Origin of the sequence: Sporosarcina koreensis (assembly GCF_000826145.2) — a bacterium.
Taxonomy (GTDB): domain Bacteria; phylum Bacillota; class Bacilli; order Bacillales_A; family Planococcaceae; genus Sporosarcina; species Sporosarcina trichiuri.
On the sequence record NZ_LN651337.1, the window covers coordinates 1,841,445 to 1,842,957 of the forward strand.

The window sequence follows — 1,513 nt, forward strand, 5'->3', positions numbered from 1 at the left end:
GGAAGACGGGATTCGAACCCGCGACCCCGACCTTGGCAAGGTCGTATTCTACCACTGAACTACTTCCGCAAAAAAATAAGAGATGCGGGTGAAGGGACTTGAACCCCCACGCCCGAAGGCACTAGATCCTAAGTCTAGCGCGTCTGCCAATTCCGCCACACCCGCATAATCTCTAGAAGTTCTGTATATATTTACAGAAATGGTGAGCCATGCAGGATTCGAACCTGCGACCCTCTGATTAAAAGTCAGATGCTCTACCAACTGAGCTAATGGCTCGTACAAAGTGGTGCCGGCGAAAGGACTTGAACCCTCAACCTACTGATTACAAGTCAGTTGCTCTACCAGTTGAGCTACACCGGCACAAAATATGGTGGAGGATGACGGGCTCGAACCGCCGACCCTCTGCTTGTAAGGCAGATGCTCTCCCAGCTGAGCTAATCCTCCATAATACGCATTGCTGCGTCTGCCTGGCAACGTCCTACTCTCACAGGGGGAAGCCCCCTACTACCATCGGCGCTGAAGAACTTAACTTCCGTGTTCGGTATGGGAACGGGTGTGACCTCTTCGCCATCATTACCAGACAAGTTGTTTACCTTTTTAAAGACATTTAATATTATATACTACCGCGTAGGTATTATACAAGATTTTTTTGAAAGATCTTATCGTTCTTTCAAAACTGGATAAAACAGACATTGCGCAGTCAAGACCGCCTTACGGCGCTTCCGCTTTTGTTTGGTTAAGTCCTCGATCGATTAGTATCTGTCAGCTCCACATGTCGCCATGCTTCCACACCAGACCNAAAGTGGAGCCTAGCGGGATCGAACCGCTGACCTCCTGCGTGCAAGGCAGGCGCTCTCCCAGCTGAGCTAAGGCCCCATAATTCATATAAATGTAAAGATGGTCGGGAAGACAGGATTCGAACCTGCGACCCCTTGGTCCCAAACCAAGTGCTCTACCAAGCTGAGCTACTTCCCGTTAAAATAAAATGGCGCGCCCGGCAGAAGTCGAATCCACAACCTTCTGATCCGTAGTCAGACGCTCTATCCAATTGAGCTACGGGCGCATATTATTAAGCAGATGATAATTGGTGCCGAGAACCGGAATCGAACCGGTACGGTAGTCACCTACCGCAGGATTTTAAGTCCTGTGCGTCTGCCAGTTCCGCCACCCCGGCAAATTTATGGAGCGGAAGACGGGATTCGAACCCGCGACCCCGACCTTGGCAAGGTCGTATTCTACCACTGAACTACTTCCGCAAAAAAATAAGAGATGCGGGTGAAGGGACTTGAACCCCCACGCCCGAAGGCACTAGATCCTAAGTCTAGCGCGTCTGCCAATTCCGCCACACCCGCATAATCTCTAGAAGTTCTGTATATATTTACAGAAATGGTGAGCCATGCAGGATTCGAACCTGCGACCCTCTGATTAAAAGTCAGATGCTCTACCAACTGAGCTAATGGCTCGTACAAAGTGGTGCCGGCGAAAGGACTTGAACCCTCAACCTACTGATTAC

12 tRNA genes and 1 rRNA gene (1 of these 13 running past the window's edge) are annotated in these 1,513 nt (G+C 50.1%); all 13 read right to left on the bottom strand.

Features of this window, described 5'->3' with window-relative positions:
- A tRNA-Gly gene (locus BN1190_RS14715) sits at positions 1-69 on the bottom strand (it extends 6 nt beyond the left edge of the window).
- 14 nt (positions 70-83) lie between these two features.
- Positions 84-165 (bottom strand) — tRNA-Leu (locus BN1190_RS14720).
- A 35-nt stretch (positions 166-200) separates the two neighbouring features.
- Positions 201-276 (bottom strand) — tRNA-Lys (locus tag BN1190_RS14725).
- Between the two features lie 8 nt (positions 277-284).
- Positions 285-360: transfer RNA gene (locus BN1190_RS14730), tRNA-Thr, on the bottom strand.
- An 8-nt stretch (positions 361-368) separates the two neighbouring features.
- A tRNA-Val gene (locus BN1190_RS14735) sits at positions 369-444 on the bottom strand.
- A 21-nt stretch (positions 445-465) separates the two neighbouring features.
- A 5S ribosomal RNA gene (gene rrf, locus BN1190_RS14740) occupies positions 466-581 on the bottom strand.
- A gap of 222 nt (positions 582-803) precedes the next feature.
- Positions 804-876 (bottom strand) — tRNA-Ala (locus BN1190_RS14745).
- 22 nt (positions 877-898) lie between these two features.
- Positions 899-975 (bottom strand) — tRNA-Pro (locus BN1190_RS14750).
- Positions 976-986: 11 nt separating this feature from the next.
- Positions 987-1,063 (bottom strand) — tRNA-Arg (locus BN1190_RS14755).
- Between the two features lie 22 nt (positions 1,064-1,085).
- Positions 1,086-1,174: transfer RNA gene (locus tag BN1190_RS14760), tRNA-Leu, on the bottom strand.
- Between the two features lie 7 nt (positions 1,175-1,181).
- Positions 1,182-1,256 (bottom strand) — tRNA-Gly (locus BN1190_RS14765).
- Between the two features lie 14 nt (positions 1,257-1,270).
- A tRNA-Leu gene (locus tag BN1190_RS14770) sits at positions 1,271-1,352 on the bottom strand.
- A 35-nt stretch (positions 1,353-1,387) separates the two neighbouring features.
- Positions 1,388-1,463, bottom strand: a tRNA-Lys gene (locus tag BN1190_RS14775).
- Positions 1,464-1,513 lie beyond the last annotated feature (50 nt).